The sequence below is a fragment of the Paenibacillus suaedae genome, from assembly GCF_032337355.1.
Lineage (GTDB): Bacteria > Bacillota > Bacilli > Paenibacillales > Paenibacillaceae > Paenibacillus_B > Paenibacillus_B suaedae.
The window spans coordinates 117331-135288 of the sequence record NZ_JAVYAA010000008.1 but is presented as its reverse complement, the minus strand read 5'-3'; the positions used below and the strand labels follow the sequence as shown (position 1 = coordinate 135288).

Here is a 17958-nt window from a genome sequence, read left to right as displayed (position 1 = left end):
TCACACCCCCTCTGCCATATTCACTGTCTCCGAAACCCCTGCTGCAGCTACTCCTGCAAGCGAACCATTTTCCTGCTCAGCATCCGCACTCAGCACAGCTCGAAGCTCTTCCACCAGATGATCGATCTGTTCCTTCGACATGACCTCAGTGACACAGAACAACGCGCTCTGTCCAAGTTCAGGGAACGTACTGGACAAATCCAGACCGCCAAAGATGTTCTTGCTAAGCAAGTATTCATTGATCTCACTTACCGTCCGGCCTGTTGCGGTAAAGTCAATGACGAACTCCTTGAAAAAGGAATTTGCATAACGCAGATTTACGCCAGGCAATGCGTTCAATGCATTCGCTGCATAGCGGGATTTCTGCATAATCGTCTCGCCAACTTCACGCATGCCATGTGGGCCAAGCAAGGCCAAATATACGCCTGCCGTAATCCCCCATAGTGCCGTCTGTGTACCTACAGACTCCTTGCCCTGCTCGCGCTGTGCGAAGGAGGTACGTTCATAGGCAACGTCACCGAAGCCATACTCGCCTTCTACAACGGTCGGCACGATGCCGAACAGACGAGAAGGGTACTCCATGACGAACCGCTCGTCATCATGAGTTGCGATAAAGCCAGACTGGCCACCGCCATAGTTCATACGAATACCGAGCGGCTGCAAATCGCCACATACGATATCTGCGCCATAGCCGCTTGGCGGCGTCAGTACCCCAAGTGATATCGGATCAACGCCTACTACGCTGATGGCCCCATATTCATGAGCTAAGCGGCTAATTTCCTCGCCTTGCTGCTCAATAATACCGAAATAATTCGGATTTTCTATATAGACAGCTGCCGTTTGATCAGACAGCTTGCTCTTTAGATCGTTCAAATCCAGAAGCCCGCTATCCGACTCGGCTTGAACTGTGATGACTCGGATTTGTGGATGCAAATAATTTTCAATAATCATGCGCTTATCAGGGCAGAGAATCTCCGGCACGAGCACCTCTGTACGCCCTGTCATTCTGGCAGCCATCCGCAGTGCGGTCGAAGCAGCCTGCGGCCAGTCGAATGTCGGTACGTTGACGACATCCATATCAACCAGTTCAGCGACAAGACTCTGGTATTCGAACAAAGCCTGGAATCGTCCATGATCCTCGTAAGGCTCTCCCGCGTAGGCTGTTACGAATTCCGATCGTTGATTGATCTCATCGCATACAGCAGGCACGAAATGCTGCCAGCAGCCTCCACCCAAGAAACTCGTTGCCTGCGAAGTACTCACATTCGCCGCAAGCAGTCGTTCAATATGACGCTTCAGCTCATACTCATTCAATGCTGGCGGCATCTCCATCTCTGACTGCATCCGCAAATGCTCCGGAATATCCCGATACAGCTCGTCGATATTCGCAATGCCGATCTCCTGCATCATCTGCGCTTTGACTTCCGGAACCGTGTTCGGAATATAAGGGTGCACTTTCGATTGACGTTCCTTCATGACCTACGTTCTCTCCCTTCATAATTCGGATCAATTGTTACGCCAGTCCTCCGCCATCCACGACCAACACACTGCCGCTAACCCACTGGGACAGATCACTAGCCAAGAACAGCACGGCATTCGCAATATCCTGCGGTGTACCAATGCGCTCCAAAGGTCTTCCTACCGCGGAGGAAGCAAGGAATGCTCCTTCTTCAACAGCCAGCTGAACCGCCTCTTCACGCAGCAGCGGTGTATCTGTATCGCCCGGACATACGCAGTTGACACGAATATTGTCCTTACCGAAGTCGATTGCCATCGCCTTGGTCAAGTTCACCACCCCTGCCTTCGCAGCACAATACGCAGCAGCTTGGTCGCCGCCCTTCAGGCCCCATCCGGAACCTGTATTAATAATGCTCCCGCCTCCTCCAGCAGCCATTACCGGAATCGCGTATTTAGACAGCAGGTATGCCCCCTTCAGGGACACGTCTATGACCAAATCCCAATCCTGCTCTTCCAACTCAACCACTGTCTTGCGGCGAATGACGCCTGCATTATTAAACAGAATATCAATGCCTCCATACCATTCCTGCGTCATGCGAGCTGCACGCTCACAGTCTTCGGCCTTCGTTACATTGCAGGACACAAACTGTGCTTCTCCCCCGGCATTCCGAATCTCTTCGACTGTCACCTGCCCTTGCTTCTCCCCAATATCAGCGATGACTACATTCGCTCCGAAGCGCGTCAAGCATTGTGCTGTAGCACGTCCGATACCGGATGCTCCTCCTGTAATGATCGCTGTCTTTCCTTTCAGGCCAAATACATCTATCTGCTGCGTCATTCATAATCCCTCCGTTATCTGCGTTATGTGCTCAAGTTGTTAGCCCTTCATGCCTGTTGTTGCAATTCCCGTTACGATATAACGCTGTGCTGCGAAGAAGATCGCAAGCGGCGGCAAGCAGATCATGCTCGTTACGGCCATGATCGCATCCATCTTCACCTCATACATCCCTTTGAACTGCGACAAGCCCAGCGTCAGCGTGTACTTGCTCTGATCGTTCAAGAAAATGAGCGGACCCAAATAGTCGTTCCATGTGCCGAGGAAGTTGAACACCGCAACCAGAATCAATGCTGGTGCCATGAGCGGCACAATGAGACGTATGAACGATTGCAGCGGATTCGCGCCATCGATACGGGCTGCTTCCTCTAGCTCCGGCGGAATCGTCATAATGAACTGACGAAGCAGGAAAATATAGAATGCTGAGCCGAAGAAAGAAGGAACAATCAACGGCTTCAACGTATTGATCCAACCAAGTGCGTTAAACTCCATATACAGCGGAATCATCGTCACTTCCCAAGGAATCATCATGGATGCTAGCAAAATAATGAATAATACTTTGCTGCCCTTGAACCGGAATCTGGCGAATCCATAAGCAACCAGTGCTGAGGATACAACCTGACCAATAAGTGACATAACCGATACAATCAATGAATTTTGTAAAAACACGTCAAACGGCTGTGAATTCCATGCTTTTGCAAAGTTGCCGAAATTCAAGGTGCTCGGAATCCATTGCGGTGGGAACAAGAACAATTCTTCGGGCGACTTCAATGATGTTGAGAGCATCCAATAGAAGGGCGCCAAGAACAACACGGTAAAAAAGATGAGCAGTGCGTAAGTAATTATTTTTTTCATCAGAATCTCCCCCTCCTCAGCCTTTGCCGCCCTTCATTTCACCTTCGTAATACACCCATGCCGACGAAGAGCGGAACACGAGCATCGTCAGAACAAGCACAATCGCAAACATGAACCATGCATTCGCAGAAGCGTAGCCCATCTTGGAATATTTGAAGGCATTTTCGTACATATACATCGCATAGAAATACGTGGAATTGAGCGGCCCTCCACCCGTCAACACCAATGCGAGCGTCAATTGTTGGAACGCAGAAATAATCGTTGTAATCAAGTTAAATAAGATGGTCGGGCTAAGCATAGGCAGCGTAATCCGGAAAAATTGCGATACCGTCCCTGCACCATCAATGGCGGACGCCTCATACAGCTCACGAGGGATGTTCTTAAGCCCCGCCAAGAAAATGAGCATCATGGAACCCTGTCCCCACAGGCTGGCGAATACCATCGCTACGAGAGACCATTTCGGGTCGTTCAGCCAGTTCGGCCCTTCTACCCCAATCAGCGATAAGGCATAGTTCAAAATTCCATATTCTCCGTCGTACACCCACGACCAAATCATCGCCAGCGCGACACCGGAAATAACGGAAGGTACATAGAACGCTGTACGGAAAAATCCACTGCCCCGCACGTTGCGGTTCAGCAGTATCGCAAGTCCAAGCGCAATTAGAATGTTAACGGGTACAAATATAATGGCGAACTTCACCGTAACCGTCAGTGATGTCCAGAATAACGGATCATCCGTGAACATGTTAATAAAGTTATCCAAGCCGACAAACGTCTTCTCCCCAACAATTGGCCAATCAAAGAAGCTAATAATGAATGAAAAAATGAGTGGGCCGAGCGTAAATGCGAGAAAGCCAATAATCCATGGCATAATGAATAAATAAGGCACGGCAGAATGCATGCGAAGCGAAAACGATCGTTTTTTTCTTATTTCCATAGGGGCTTCGTTCCTTTCTTTGTTGTTCGTAATCTTAGGTTGCAGTGCAACAGGCGCTGCCGTACGATAATGTTGAGACTGGATGATCGGCTCTTTCTATAGCACAGCTCGAGTTGATGGGCACATCGTAGGTATCATTGTAGATGAGATGTAAGCGTTTTTACACGGAAGGCTGTTTCTCATTGGGGGGGACTTTGTTTGAACATCCTCTCGCTCATCCAGGTATGGGGGTGTATTTGTTCGCTAAGTGACGTCTTTTTGTTCGATTGCAAGAAGATTGATATAAGGAAGATCAATTCACTCATGTTTCACTATCAACAAGATCACACTTGATCACTTGCGGGAAACGTGCGGGAAGTGCATCATTTAGCTATGTTGAGAAAGGGGGTGTAGGTTGTACTATGGAAATTCGATATGAATCGGAACTTCCAACACCAGAGGAGATATATGAGTTGTATGAATATCTTCAATGGAACACTTATTTGGGGCTATCACAAGAAAAGCTGCTAAAGGCGATGCAGCAAAGCTACTGCGCTATTTACGCCTATCATGAGGATCAGTTGATCGGCACGGGAAGAATTATTTCAGATGGGATAATAAATGCGTACTTGTGTGGGCTGGGCGTTCATCCAGACTATCGAGGCCAAGGGATTGGAACTGCAATCAGTCGGTTGCTGATGGAGCAGTGCAGCAATCATAACCTGCATCTTCAATTTTTCTGTGAAGAAGGACTCATTCCATACTATGAAAGGTTAGGCTTTACCGTATTTGCCGTAGGTATGAAGCCTGTGGAGAAGAGATAATGCGGCAGTTGGCTGCTTCGTTCGGAGAGCCCTCTACAAAAAAAACATGACTGAGGCAGCAAGTGAGCCAGGGCCTCAGTCATGATTCATACTTCTTATATCGTCGATCTTTTTAGAGCATTCAGCACTTACCACCGATGCTAATCGGCGCTATTGTTCGGAATCATGCTCACGCTCGCTTCCATCCGGCTGATCTATGAATCTAGGAGTCCATCAGGTGTCAGCTGAGCACTATCTGATCGCAAAGCATCCAGAATCGTTTGAGCAAGTTTCTCTCCGATCCCTGCCTCGCGCAATTGTTCGATCGAAGCCTCACGAATCTAATCCTTGTCTCACAAACGGGGGTCAGTTCCATCCTTGCCAGGCCTTTTTATGTCGAGCAATATCATTTTGGCTCTCTCTTGATGAAGAACGATGCGATAATCAAAACGATGGCCAGCCCAATCTCAATATTGAACATCGTCCAGAAACTATCGTTAATATAGTAGAAAGGTTGGTTTATTGCGCTTTTCGTATCTTTCAGCGTTCTCATGTACACGTAATCATTCCAAAACATAACCAGCAACAGATGCGTAAAAGCCCCATATAGAAGCCCTACTCCACACTTAAAAATAAAATCTCCTCCCCCAATTACGATGGCAAATCTGGCTCGTTCCATCTTAATGGTAAAAATGATGAAAGATAAACCCAAAAAGAATATAGCATATTATTCCAATCCATGATAGAGTAAGATTATTCCCAAATATAAGGAAGTTAAATTAAAAAATGAAAAAAATGATTCTTTTATCCATTTCATTCACCCTGTTTCTTGGTATGTTCGCCGTCCCCCTGAACAACAACGCATTCGCCAGCGAAATGAAGGAGAACATGACTCAGCCTGATAAGATTGAATATATCACAAGTGAAAATGGAAAAATCATCCCTGTTATTTACATCAGCGATCCGGTTAAAGCTCACAAATATATGGAGCAGCATGGACTTAAAAAAGAAGAGCGTTTTCAAGTGAACAACTTCGCATTTGCTTCAGGGTATTCATATGTTGGATATGGCGGTACATTCAATTATGACTACAAAGTGGACTATACTGAAAATAGAACAAAGAAAAATTTCGTATGGAAGCGCACAGTGACTAGGAAGTCTACTGGAAAAACAACAGTCTCCGTAGGTGCTGATTTCGCTAAATTTTTTAAAGCTTCGGTCAATAAGGAATGGGGAAAAGAAATGTCCTATGAAGATAAATTTGAAGTAGACATCCCACCGAACAAGCAAGGAGAAATTTGGACATGGAATGTTGCCGAAAGCTATACTTTCAAATCTGGGAACGAACAATTTAGTGCAATAAGACCAACAGACAACTTTGGTAATAGTATTTTGATTACTAACTTTAGAGATCCGGTTAACGGTTAGTTGAATTCTTAAGGATTATAAATTCAAAAAAGTAACAGCATTGCGGGACAAGCCCAGCAATGCTGTTTTTCTTTATTACAATTTCAACTTAACATTTTTGATACCTCGGCTTGCTGGAGGATGCCCATCTCGGTGGCGAACCACTCACACCTTCGGCTCCGCAATTCGACCGCCGTAGCAAAAGACCAAAATATCCCGCTGGACACGTTCCCATCTCGTCAGGGATGTATGCCAACATCGATTCTGAGCGATGAGAAGATTGCTTATTAGGTGCTCGGCTCCGCATCCTTGCCTAGAGGGGCCCAGCGGAAGTCCTTTACGTCAACCGTAACTGTCGGAACCAGCTCAAAAAAAGAAACCTTGCAGCAACGATCTGCAAGGCTTCCAGCTTTCCTTTTATTCATCATGGTTCACGTCATTATCCACATCGGCAGCCTCCAGGTCTGGGGCATCCGGCTCAGCTTCCTGCGGTTTCTTCTCTTGCTGGAGAGCGGCCAAGATCGTATTCGCCAACTTCTCGCCAATCCCGAGTTGCCGGAAATCCTCGACCGATGCTTCACGAATCTTCTTCAATGATCCGAAATGCTTCAACAGATGCTTGCGCCGCTTCTCGCCTATACCTGGAATTGAATCGAGCGCTGACGCGACCATAGACTTCGCACGCCGCTCCCGATGGAACGAGATTGCGAAGCGGTGAACTTCCTCCTGAATGCGCTGCAGCATATAGAATTCTTGGCTGTCTCGTCCAAGTGCCACAATTTCAGGCGGATCACCCGCCATCAATTGCGCTGTCTTATGCTTATTGTCCTTCACCAGACCGCACACTGGTATCGTCAATCCAAGCTCGTTCTCCAGCACATCAAGGGCAGCGGACATCTGGCCTTTCCCACCGTCCACAATAATCAGATCAGGCATGTCGAGCTGTTCTTTCAAGACCCGCTCATACCGTCTGCGGATGACCTCGCGCATCGTTTCATAATCATCCGGCCCTTGCACTGTGCGTACCTTGTACTTCCGGTATTCTTTCTTCGCGGGTTTGCCATCGATAAAGACCACCATAGCCGATACCGGGTCTGAGCCTTGAATATTCGAGTTGTCAAAAGCCTCAATACGGCGGGCATTGTCGATGCCAAGCACTTCTCCGAGTCGTTCAGCAGCACGCAACGTACGATTCTCATTGCGTTCCTGCATCTTGAACTTCTCATCGAGCGCAACACGCGCATTTTCCATCGCCATCGAAATCATCTGCTTCTTCAGCCCGCGCTTCGGAATGTGCACTTTGACGTTCAGCCACTGCTGAAGCTCCTCGGCACCCGCTATACTGCCATCCGAGCCGCCATCCGCTTCCTCATCGATAGACTCCGCCTGCATAGGTTCATGCTCATCCTGAATTGCAGCATCTTGTGCATGCTCATCAGCAACAGGATCTACGCTGCCCGCGTCCTTCTCTCCTCCATCTTCCTCGCGAGTGAATAGTCCAAGGCGATCCGAATTAGGGAGCAGTATTTCCTTCGGCAGCGCAGGATTCTCACTATAAAATTGGGTAACGAACGACATGAAGTCTGCATAAGGTTCCCCATAGAATGGGAATTTGGTTGCATGCCGTTCGATCATTTTGCCCTGGCGAACATATAGAATTTGAACGCACATCCAGCCTTTATCTACGGCAAAGCCAAATACGTCGCGATCAAGCTGATCAGACGTATTAATGTTCTGCTTTTCCATAATGGCACGAATCGCGATCAACTGATCCCGATATTCCTTAGCACGCTCGAATTGCATCTCTTCAGCGGCTTCTTCCATCTTCCGCTGCAGTTCCTTCTTAATTTCCTCATGTCCACCGCTTAAGAACTTCGCGATTTCCTGCACCATCTCTTCATACTGTGCCTCTGTTACCTCGTATACACAAGGCGCAAGGCATTGTCCAATATGGTGGTACAAGCACACTCGATCCGGCAATGTATTGCATTTGCGAAGCGGATATAAGCGATCAAGCAGCTTCTTCGTCTGCGTTGCAGCGAAGGAGTTCGGGTATGGGCCGAAATACTTCGCTTTGTCCTTTAGCACACGACGCGTAACCTCAAGCCGTGGATGGCGCTCATTCGTAATTTTAATATATGGGAAAGTCTTATCATCCTTGAGCAGCACATTATATCTAGGATGATGCTGCTTAATTAGATTACATTCCAAAATGAGGGCTTCCATATTACTGGAAGTGACGATATATTCAAAGTCGCGAATTTCCGAGACCAGCCGCTGTGTCTTGCCATCATGGCTGCCATTGAAATAAGAACGCACTCGGTTCTTCAACACTTTGGCCTTACCAACATAAATAATGGTTCCCTCATGGTTCTTCATAAGATAGCATCCTGGCGAATCAGGAAGCAAAGCCAGCTTATTCCGTATTCGCTCCAATGCCTGTTCCCGTTCTGCAAGTTCCTCTGGCGACAGCTCCTGCTGCTCGTCCGTAGAATAACGTTCGTTCCAACGCTCCTTCCAGCGAACTGCCCGCCAATTGGATTGGTTGTTGTCTATTTCGCTCATCGTCCTCCCCCTTTCTTCTATAATACGAATATATGATCCTATTGTATACGAGCGGAGACATAAGAAAAAGCCCTCCCACAACGGGAAGGGCTGGCAATCTATAGCTTGCGCTTCGACCACATCAAGCTCATTCAAGCTGTTCCGCAACAGAACAGACCTTCTATAGGTTGTCCTCTGTGGACAAACTCGATTATTGATGCTTGCTGATCAAGTTCTTCAATGCATCCTTGGAGTTCAAGCCTACAACCTTATCAACAGGTTGGCCGTCCTTGAACACGATGATTGTAGGGATGCTCATTACGCCAAAGCGAGATGCGGATTCAGGATTCTCATCCACGTTCACTTTTGCAACAGTCGCTTGACCGTTTACTTCGCTTTCCAATTCATCAAGAATAGGAGCAAGCATTTTACAAGGGCCGCACCATGGCGCCCAAAAATCGACCAATACAACGCCTTGCTGACCTTCAACTTCAGTCTTGAACGTTTGGTCGGATACGTTAACGATAGCCATATTTGGTTCCTCCTTTATGTGAGAAGCTTACAATTTGAGTCAACATGTAAAGTATACCACAGTTCAAGGTTTTATGTGAAATTCGCACCTCATTTTTGCATCCAATTTGTCACATCCTAAGAGAGCGCTGTCTTTACAGTAACGACGCAGTTCGGTATACTAAAAACGATAAGAAATTGGGTGAAAATACCTGTCGCTGCCATGACATACGTCATTGCAACAGACATGTAAGATAGGAGGCCCCTTGATGGAAGCGAGAGCAATTGATCCGCGTGAGCATGTGAACGAGGAACCGCGCAACGATTTCTCCGATCTGATGTTCGGGTTCGGTGCAATGGCCGGATTTATGACGGTTGTCTTCTTCGGCATGGTTATCGTGAAGTTCATCATCTCCTAACCCTGGCTACGGTGCGTTCCCTTCGTGGAACGCACCACAGTGGTATCCACAGCTCGTGAAATAAGCCCGGTTCGCACTAGATGCGACCGGGCTTTATTGTAATTTGTATGGAGCCACTGAAACAAGGCTCGTATACAACACTCATTGGATATTCATCTTTACTTTCCACGCTTGTTCCGACCTTGTACGTGCACCTCTTTGACAAATGGAGCGATCCGATTCATCAGTCGCTCGGCCTTATGGACATCCTCACCTTCACGCGTGAAGCTAAAGTGCTTCTGCAAGGCTTCCATATCATAATTCGACGTATAGAACGTAGGCTTGCGGTTCATCCGATAATTCAAGATCGAGCCAAGCACATGATCCCGAACCCATGGCGTTATATTCTCAGCACCAATATCATCGAATACGAGCAGATCGGTTTCCTTCATCATCTCAATGGTCTCCCGCAGCCTTTGCGGCTCCTGGAACATCGACTTGAGCTCTTCCACGAACTCAGGCATATATACGATAACCCCCGTATAGTTGGCACGGGCAAGCTCATACAATACATAGCTCATCAAGAAGGTCTTGCCGGTTCCGAACGATCCTACGAGATACAGTCCCTCTGGCATTAAGCCTTCACTCTTCGTCTTCTCAATATATTCAATGATGCTTAAAACAGCAGGCGTCCGTTCAATATCATTCTCTAGTATTTCGGATGCCGAATACCCCCGCTTCAATGCAGTCTCGTCCACATAGAAGGAGCGTACTCGATTATGAATCGCCTGCTGGCGTTCACTTGCCAGCAGCTTCTTGCAGGGCACCTTCCGATCATAGATATAATTGTGCCCATTCAAGTTGTCAGCGCTCAACATCGTGTAATGGCCATGGAAGTCATTTGGGCATTGATCCAAGCCCGGACAATGGGAACAATGGCCATATTCCGTTACATACTGATACAGCTTGTTCATATTGATGCGAAGGTCGCGTTCCGTCAGCTCTGGATACTTGGAGCGAAATTGCATGACCTGCGGATCAGTAAGCAGCTTTTCAATTTTTTGTTCCGCTTGAGCTCTGCGGGCATTAACCGGCAATTGCTTCAATATATCTCCGATTGATTCCATACTTCGCACCTCCATTCTGATATAGCTCAATTATACGCGCCCTTCGTCCAAGCGTCGCGCTAACTCACGTGCGCGCTCCAACTCCTCGGGTGACAACCCTGATCCAGCTCCCGCTCCACTAGGCTGCACGACCGGAATCGAAGGCTTGGCGGCTTTGTTATTATAGCGGCCACGCGAACGAGCCTGTCTGCTTGCATCTGCACGAGAGGCTTGTGTTCGGCCTGCTCCATTCACCTGCGTCTGCTCACGCGTATACGTAACTGCTTGTTCATACGTACGAATCTGCTTGACCAGCATATTGGACACAATCGCCTCAACGAAGTTCCGGTTCAATCTGTGCTCCGATCCGCTTACCAGCATCGTCATCAAATAATGAATAAGAACATTGATAACCTCATCAGGCATCTTATAATTCAAGTCCATCTTGGTAAACATATCAAGGAATGAGTCCGGAACAGCACCCGGGAAGAACTTCTCAAGCAGCTGCGTATACGGTGTATTGCGAAGCAGCATATTGTATTGATGAATATCGCATTTATCACGGAATTGCGGCGGCACTTCTACATAGAATTCCATTTGCACCGCGACTTCCTCTTCATGCTCTTCCTTCACTTGCTCCTTCTGCTCAATTCGATGCTGCACTCGCTCACGATGTTCGCTTCTTCGCTTGTTCTGACGGAAGTGAAGGTGGGCTCGGTGCTGAAGTTCCTCCAGTGCAACAACCCCATCCTGCGAGAAGACACCGTCTTCATCCAGCAAGCGGCACAGTTCCTGCAGAGTCAGCTCGAACTTGCGGACAACGTAATTAATTGTGCCCATACTTTCTTTATTGTATCGAAGTTGTTCTACGAACTTCCGATTATAGGATTGCTTCGGGAACCGCATAATAATATCTGCATAATTGATGTCAACGGATTCTGGATCGGAATCTGAAATTGTCGTTCGGCTCGGGGCTACTTCTTGAAGCGCCTGTTCCAGCTCGAAATCAATGACATGCGTATTTAATCGGAACAGTTCATAGAAAGGAACAGATATGTTCTCCCGCTGCATATTGGAGGCGACTCCTTCATAAGGATCATCCGTCGTGAACTGCTGGCGCAAGGATAGCACCGCATATTTGCCGACCTTATCTCGCAAGAGAAGCGTCAAATGCTGTGTCTCGAAAAATTCCTTCGGAGACAGCGGACACTGCATCTCATACTCATACATACAATCATCCATATCAGGCAGCATCACTCTTGACGTGTTCAACAAACCCACAGCCTCAAGCTTGGAGGCCTGCTCTATGAAATACGTACGCCCCTTCTCACTTGGCTCCAATCCAAGAAGCAGGAACAACCGGCGCTGCGCATCTATTGCTGAATACCCCGTCTTGTCCGATGCTACATGCTGGCAGAGAAGCTGATACATGCCGATCGCAAATGCCCCCACCATTGGCTGATACACATGGGACAGCATCTTCTGATCCAACTCGCTTAAGCTAAATTCCCGGTAAGTCACATAACGATGATGTTCTGTAAAATGGTGCATATTCGACATCCGCATCGTCGTATCTTTCTCTCCTTCCGCTCTTATCAGTCCACCTATTGTAACATAAATGGGGTCTGCTCGTCCGACAAAATCGTGGTAAAAAAGACACGCTATACCGATCGCAAACAGCATCAAAAAAAGCGCAGAGAGCAAGTTATATGCTCATCTGCGCAGGTCGAAATATGAATATATTCTATTCATGATTCATGATTGTCTGCTCAAACAAAATCACGTTAAAAGGCGATCGATCATTTTCAATGAACGCTCCTGAATTGTGTAATTACTTTATTCAATCCGATATCCAATCATCGAAATGATCGGATACAAACTGAATTTCGCTTTCATAATGCGCTAAATGTCCTTCTTCCACCATTTTTTGGAAGGCAGGATTTCCATCAGCGGCCCCCGTTCTCAATGTATGGCACAGCGCAGTCAAACGCTCAATAACCCACCGCCGCAAATCGTTAGGCACCGGACTCCCATACGCTTCAAAAAACAAATGAATTCGCCGACGGCGCTCTACAGCGTGTAAATCTGCTTGGTATACTACTGTATTACCAATACAATGATCCGGCACGAAACTGGAAAGCGGAACCGATGTGTATAGAGAATACGCAATGTCCCACATACGCGGACCAGGGCCGGCCATGTCAAAATCAATTAGCGCCACAGGCGCCTCCTGTTGAAAGACTACATTATACAATGCAGCATCATTATGACAGATTACCTCATGCTCGCCTTCATCAGGATAGCTAAGCTGCCATTTTCCCCCTCTTAGGAAAGCGAACCCTTCTGTCGCATCATGGAACCGGCGCTGAAGACGCGCTAAGCCTACAAGCGTCTCGTCCGACCACATGTATGGTTCAAGGTCAGGGTAGTTGTTCCCTGGAACTTCTCCAGAAATAAATGACAAGATTTCACGATCAGAGTCATCGATTCCGAGAAATCTGGGCGCCCCCTCAAAACCTTGCTGCTCCAAATGTAGCAGCAGTTCATGTACATACGGACTCCAATAGCCTGTGGGGCGGCGAACCGTGTTCGCCATGCGCACAATATGATTCACATTGCCGCCTGTTAATACTTCCTCCTGCGTCACTTGCTTCTTACCTCATTTCTTGTACGCTGCACATTGATGTGATCCATCCGTTTTAATAGATGGCAATGACCACTATTCACGTTCTGGGTGTGATGATCTTTCTATAAATACGGTGTCCGCCTCTTCCTTCTCAAAGCAGAGATTGACCGTTCTTACCTTCGAACGTGTGCGATGCACGACGCCTGCTGGAATTTTCACAACCTCATTCGGGTAAACAGCAAGCGTGCCCTCATTCTGCAAGTCGATGAACAGTTCACCTTCTACCACCATGAACACTTCATCGGAGTCCGGATGCATGTGCCAGTCGTATTCTCCCGTAAACACCGCCAATCGGATGCAGTGATCATTCGTACTCTCCAGCAGAACATTCATATATTCCTCTGTTACTGCATTGGTGATCTGAGTAATCTGCTTCTTATCTATGTTCATATTCACTTATCCTCTCGCGTTTATGAAGGATGGCGTACGCGTCTATGCCTCTATATCCTCTATTCCCCAATAGACCCTAAAGACTCTAATCGACATTTTCTGCCGCAACTGCTGACACCGCTTCTTGTTCATGATGTCGCTTCAGGAATTCGACGATGCCTCGATAGACACGCATCTCATTCTCTTTCTTAGAGAATCCATGTCCTTCATCATCCAGTACAATATATTCCACCTCGCGCCCAAGCTGGCGAAGTTTCTCAACAATCTGATCAGACTCTTCCTTCACAACGCGAGGATCATTCGCCCCTTGAATAACCAGCATCGGATTCGTCATGCTCTCCAAGTACGTAATCGGAGAATCAGTGATGAAGCGTTCCTTATCCTGTTCCGGATCCCCTACCCATTGCTTCATAATCGGCTTCCAATGATCCGGTACGGAATTATAGAACGTGAATAAGTTGCTGACACCGAAAATATCGACAGCAGCTCGGAAGTACTCAGCATGTCGTCCAGCTAGCAGAAGCGTCATATAACCTCCATAGCTGCCACCTACCACGAAGAGGCGCTCTTTCGAAGAGATGCCCTGCTCGAACAACCACTCCATCCCTGCCACACAATCGAGACGCGGCCCTTCACCCCAGTCGCCTTCGACAAGCTTGACGAAGGAACTGCCGTAGCCCGTGCTGCCGCGGAAGTTCGGTGCAAATACATGGTACCCTTGTGCAAGGAAGTATTGGAACATACTGCGGAAAAAGCGGCGTTCTGCGGACTGAGGCCCGCCATGCGGCCAGAAGATCGTATAGCCGTTCGCCAGTTCATCCTTCGCACGGAACAACAGAGCCTCAATCTCCATCCCATCGAAGGAGGAATAGGCCACAACCTCAGGATCAACTAATTGCTCAGATGTCAGACCAACCGGCATATTTTGCGTAAGCTGAACCCAAGTTGTGCCTTCTTCCAGCTTATAGATATTGGTCGGAGTAACCGCACCACGATTGAGGATGTACAAGGCTCCCGACTTCGCAACATGAAGCTGATTCAAAATTGGCGTCGGCATCTCGATTGCCTCTGGCGTGCCTGTATCAAGAGGAATACGGTACAATCTATCCTCTACTCCGACCTCTGTCACAAGATAAAGCGTCCGTGTATCCTTATGCCACTTGAGTTCCATGCCGCTCTCATGCTCAATTCGGCACAATTCAGCATATTGCTGGGTAGGAATATGGTAGGTAGCCACATAAGCGAACTCTGCCTTGTAGTCTGTCAAAAAGGCGACCGTATCCTCATCGACAAAGACCGCGCTCAAGCTCAGGTGCACCTCATCCGCCCCAGCTTGAGGAACAAGAGGGAAGTCCCCCTCTTCCGTGTGTACGTAGCAAACTTGATAGGTGTTGCCGTAAGACTTGGCATACACGAACCGCTTCTCACTCGGACTTACTGACTCCAGCTGATGCAGAGCATCCTGCCCCTCAATAAGCAGCTCATCCTGCTTCGTACGGAGATTGTATACACGAGCATTCAAAAAGGACGGGTTATTCCGGCTCGTGCAATAATAGACACGCTCCCCGTCATCAGACAAATGTGCAAAATAGAACTTATCTTTTTCATCTGCCTCAAGCAATGGCAGAGGCTTGCCTCCCTCTGTCGGAAGCGCATACATATGATAGTTCTCATCGCCATCTCTATCAAAGCCGCATAGGATATGACGCTGCTGCGGATCAATCGAGATAAAATTGCTTACTTGATCGTTATACGTTAATGGATATGGGAATGATGGCTTGCCTTGATTCAAATCTATGGCCCACAAGTTGTAATGACCATTCAAGTTGCTGCTGAATATAAGCTTTGTCTCGTCCAGGCTCACCGTGAACTGGCGGATGACTGTCGATTGAAAATATTGTTCAACATCAGGTTTTGGAAATTGCAACAACATGCTTCTTCCTCCTTATATGCCCAAACATTGGGTTAAGTGGTATATGAATATTCTAGATGTATAATAGTTCCATCATAACGTTTTCATTGATCGTGGTAAAGTCCCGTCCATAGCACGCACAAGCCGCAGCACCTCCTTGCAGGTGCTGCGGCGGTTCTGGTTGAGTGTGCTTCACTGCATTGGCTAAGGATAGTAAAGTCATTCCCGATTAGCGAATTACGAACTGTTAAGCTCCTTGCTTATAGCTGCTTGCGCCGCTTAAGCAGCTCCGTATATTGCCGCTCCAGCTCTTCGATGTTGTCTCCCTTGCGCGGAGCAGACAAACGTCCCATCAAGTCTGCCCATTCCAGATCCAGCTTCAATCGCTCCTCAGCCGACATCGATGTGAGCGATTGTTCATTTTTTAAAGCTTCCTGTGCAAGTACAAATTCTGAAGAGCCTCCTGCCTCAGCAGGTCGAGGGCGCTGTCGCTCACGAAATGCTTCAATCGTCATCCATTCCAGCTCTCCGTCACGGAACACAATCGTATGGGTAGCCGTTCGATTCAGCAGCATGCGATCATGCGTCGCGAACAGGATCGTCCCCGGATACTCAAGCAGTACACGCTCCAGCTCCTCACGCGTGTCGATATCCAAATAGTTCGTCGGCTCATCAAGCAGCAGCATATTTGCTTCGCTCATGAACAGTTTGGCGAGCTGTGTCTTCACCTTCTCGCCCCCACTTAGCTGCCATACCGGCTTCAAAGCCTCATCCCGGCGCAGTCTAAGCCTAGCCAATACCGTCCGCACCATCGTCTGATCATAGGCGCTCGACTTCAATACATTATCCAGTACACTGGCCTGCAGATCTAAGGCATACAGCTTCTGATCGAAATACGCCATTCGCGCACTAGGAGAGAAGCGAATTCGCCCTTCCCCCATCGTCACATCTCGCTCTCCTGCAGTTCTCAGCTCATAGGCCTCCACCAATCGACGGAGTAAGGTTGTCTTCCCAGCTCCATTCGAACCTACTAAGGCGACACGCATATTCGGCCGAATGCTGAAGGAACTGCTCTGTAACAACTCACGGTCGCCTGCACGCAGCGCTAGCCCTTGAACCTCCACAGCCTGCTTGCTGCGAATCGGAGCATGGCATTCCGCATTGAACAACACCTGCACCTGCTCGAATGGCTTTTCCACGACCTCCAGCTGATCAAGGCGTTTCTCTATCGCCTTAACCGTCTTCTCTACCTTCGCCTGCTTGCGATTGAAGTGTGGTCGCGCAAGCCTCATTTCCTTACTCGTCAACCCCTTCTTAGGCCTGCTGACCTTACTTGCCTGTTCCTTCTTCTCTACAATCGCTTCCTGCAATCGGCCTCTCTCCGCGACATAATTGTCATACGAGCGTTGGTGCTCTAGCCGCAGTCTCTCCTTTTCCCTGCGATAGTCCTCATATCCACCAGTAAAGACATGAATCTGTTCGTTCTCCACTTCCCAGATTCTCGTTGCCACATGATTAAGCAGCGTTCGGTCATGTGAAATGAACAATAATGCGCCGGTTCTGGAATATTCGATCATTCGATCCTCAAGCCACTCCATTCCTTCCACATCCAAATGGCTTGTCGGTTCATCGAGCATCAACAATCCTGCACCTGCGTTCATGGCCTCATTCAATCGGCGCTTCGTCCGTTCGCCGCCACTTAATGTCACTTCCTCTGCTTCTTCCTCCCGCACATCATCTAGTTGTGGCACGAAGGATGTTACCACATTGCAGACTACGTTTCCTTCATCCGGCTCTACCATGCCAGCCAATATACGCTGCAATGTCGTCTTCCCGACTCCGTTGGCGCCAATAAGTCCGATTCGATCTCCTGCATAAATGCGAAGAGAACCGTCCGTGCGGAACAAGCGGCGATCAGCTACATAGGCTGCCAATTGGTGGGCTTCCAATACAAGATGGCCCGATTTATTTTTGAATTGTGCTATATGGTTGTTAGTCATAAAAAAACCTCCCTGGGTAACCCAGAGAGGATAGTGTGCATACGGCTGTAAGCTTGCTCTTCACTTATGGTATGGAATCGAACAAGTATGCTATGCACGTGCCTATACACATATGCCACAGCAACCGTCCTAAGCAGC

16 protein-coding genes are annotated in these 17958 nt (G+C 48.0%); 4 read left to right on the top strand and 12 right to left on the bottom strand.

Translation table 11 applies throughout. The features are described from left to right. The 4 genes from gcvPA to RQP50_RS25520 are packed head-to-tail and all read right to left on the bottom strand — an operon-like array spanning nt 1 to nt 4085. Entirely contained in the window at nt 1–1476 is a 1476-nt protein-coding gene (gcvPA, locus tag RQP50_RS25535) for an aminomethyl-transferring glycine dehydrogenase subunit GcvPA (protein WP_315747122.1), read from the bottom strand. 37 nt (nt 1477–1513) lie between these two features. Next, nucleotides 1514–2296, bottom strand: a complete 783-nt coding sequence (locus tag RQP50_RS25530) for an SDR family NAD(P)-dependent oxidoreductase (RefSeq protein WP_315747121.1) — start codon at nt 2294–2296, stop codon at nt 1514–1516. A gap of 39 nt (nt 2297–2335) precedes the next feature. Continuing rightward, nucleotides 2336–3148, bottom strand: a complete 813-nt coding sequence (locus tag RQP50_RS25525; RefSeq protein WP_021252651.1) for a carbohydrate ABC transporter permease — start codon at nt 3146–3148, stop codon at nt 2336–2338. A gap of 16 nt (nt 3149–3164) precedes the next feature. Then, nucleotides 3165–4085 (bottom strand): carbohydrate ABC transporter permease, encoded by a 921-nt coding sequence (locus RQP50_RS25520; RefSeq protein ID WP_021252650.1) that lies wholly within the window; start codon nt 4083–4085, stop codon nt 3165–3167. Between the two features lie 401 nt (nt 4086–4486). Here RQP50_RS25520 and RQP50_RS25515 point away from each other — a divergent pair, with 401 nt between their 5' ends. From RQP50_RS25515 to RQP50_RS25505, 3 genes are all read left to right on the top strand, one after another. After that, entirely contained in the window at nt 4487–4888 is a 402-nt protein-coding gene (locus tag RQP50_RS25515; protein WP_315747120.1) for a GNAT family N-acetyltransferase, read from the top strand. A gap of 765 nt (nt 4889–5653) precedes the next feature. Then, a complete protein-coding gene (locus RQP50_RS25510; RefSeq protein WP_315747119.1) occupies nt 5654–6295 on the top strand; it encodes a hypothetical protein in 642 nt (213 codons plus the stop codon). A 132-nt stretch (nt 6296–6427) separates the two neighbouring features. Then, entirely contained in the window at nt 6428–6565 is a 138-nt protein-coding gene (locus tag RQP50_RS25505) for a hypothetical protein (RefSeq protein WP_315747118.1), read from the top strand. A gap of 126 nt (nt 6566–6691) precedes the next feature. Here RQP50_RS25505 and uvrC read toward each other — a convergent pair whose 3' ends face one another. Beyond that, nucleotides 6692–8839, bottom strand: coding sequence for an excinuclease ABC subunit UvrC (gene uvrC, locus RQP50_RS25500; RefSeq protein ID WP_315747117.1), 2148 nt, complete (start codon nt 8837–8839; stop codon nt 6692–6694). Between the two features lie 190 nt (nt 8840–9029). Further along, the gene (trxA, locus tag RQP50_RS25495) at nt 9030–9350 is read right to left on the bottom strand and encodes a thioredoxin (RefSeq protein ID WP_005551049.1); all 321 of its coding nucleotides are present in this window, start codon (nt 9348–9350) and stop codon (nt 9030–9032) included. A gap of 247 nt (nt 9351–9597) precedes the next feature. Between trxA and RQP50_RS25490 the strand changes: the two genes are divergently transcribed. Continuing rightward, nucleotides 9598–9747 carry a hypothetical protein gene (locus RQP50_RS25490; protein WP_005551050.1) on the top strand — a complete coding sequence of 50 codons (150 nt, stop codon included), beginning with the start codon at nt 9598–9600 and terminating at the stop codon, nt 9745–9747. Between the two features lie 158 nt (nt 9748–9905). On the opposite strand, the gene dnaI is transcribed toward RQP50_RS25490, so the two are convergent. The 6 genes from dnaI to abc-f form a co-directional block, all read right to left on the bottom strand. After that, entirely contained in the window at nt 9906–10853 is a 948-nt protein-coding gene (gene dnaI / locus RQP50_RS25485) for a primosomal protein DnaI (RefSeq protein ID WP_065290630.1), read from the bottom strand. A 30-nt stretch (nt 10854–10883) separates the two neighbouring features. Continuing rightward, nucleotides 10884–12398, bottom strand: a complete 1515-nt coding sequence (locus tag RQP50_RS25480; RefSeq protein WP_315747116.1) for a DnaD domain protein — start codon at nt 12396–12398, stop codon at nt 10884–10886. 274 nt (nt 12399–12672) lie between these two features. Continuing rightward, entirely contained in the window at nt 12673–13479 is an 807-nt protein-coding gene (locus RQP50_RS25475) for an aminoglycoside phosphotransferase family protein (protein WP_315747115.1), read from the bottom strand. A gap of 72 nt (nt 13480–13551) precedes the next feature. Then, complete coding sequence (locus tag RQP50_RS25470; protein WP_394358438.1) at nt 13552–13908, bottom strand: cupin domain-containing protein; 357 nt, start codon at nt 13906–13908, stop codon at nt 13552–13554. An 85-nt stretch (nt 13909–13993) separates the two neighbouring features. Then, a complete protein-coding gene (locus tag RQP50_RS25465) occupies nt 13994–15838 on the bottom strand; it encodes a S9 family peptidase (RefSeq protein WP_315747187.1) in 1845 nt (614 codons plus the stop codon). A 242-nt stretch (nt 15839–16080) separates the two neighbouring features. Beyond that, nucleotides 16081–17820 carry a ribosomal protection-like ABC-F family protein gene (gene abc-f / locus RQP50_RS25460; RefSeq protein ID WP_315747114.1) on the bottom strand — a complete coding sequence of 580 codons (1740 nt, stop codon included), beginning with the start codon at nt 17818–17820 and terminating at the stop codon, nt 16081–16083. Between the last annotated feature and the right edge of the window lie 138 nt (nt 17821–17958).